The organism is Paraburkholderia sp. BR10937, assembly GCF_040965695.1.
Classification (GTDB): Bacteria; Pseudomonadota; Gammaproteobacteria; order Burkholderiales; family Burkholderiaceae; genus Paraburkholderia.
Genome location: NZ_JBFRCL010000194.1, coordinates 1 through 290, shown reverse-complemented (window position 1 = coordinate 290; position 290 = coordinate 1). Strand labels below are relative to the sequence as shown.

At 61.4% G+C, this 290-nt stretch carries 1 protein-coding gene; it reads right to left on the bottom strand.

What is annotated here, in order from left to right; all coding sequences use genetic code 11:
• Positions 1 to 290, bottom strand: a 290-nt coding sequence (locus AB4Y44_RS42610) for an NAD(P)/FAD-dependent oxidoreductase (protein ID WP_368702840.1), incomplete at both ends; no start/stop codon positions are given.

Below are 290 nucleotides of genomic sequence, written 5' to 3'. Positions count from 1 at the left end.
CGTCTTGTAACGCTGGAATTCCTCGAACGGCGAGAGATACGGGTTCTGGTACGCGAGACCCACGACAAAGCCCACCATCACCTGGTTGTTGTCGATGTGGTACAGGAACGAGCCGCCGTAGGTGTCGGATTCCAGAGGCCAGCCGGCCGTGTGGATCACGAGGCCGGGCTGGTGCTTCGAGGGATCGATCTCCCACAGTTCCTTGATGCCGATGCCGTAGACCTGCGGGTCCGAGTCCTTGCCCAGCTTGAACTTCTCGTTCAGTTGACGGCCCAGGTGCCCGCGGCAGC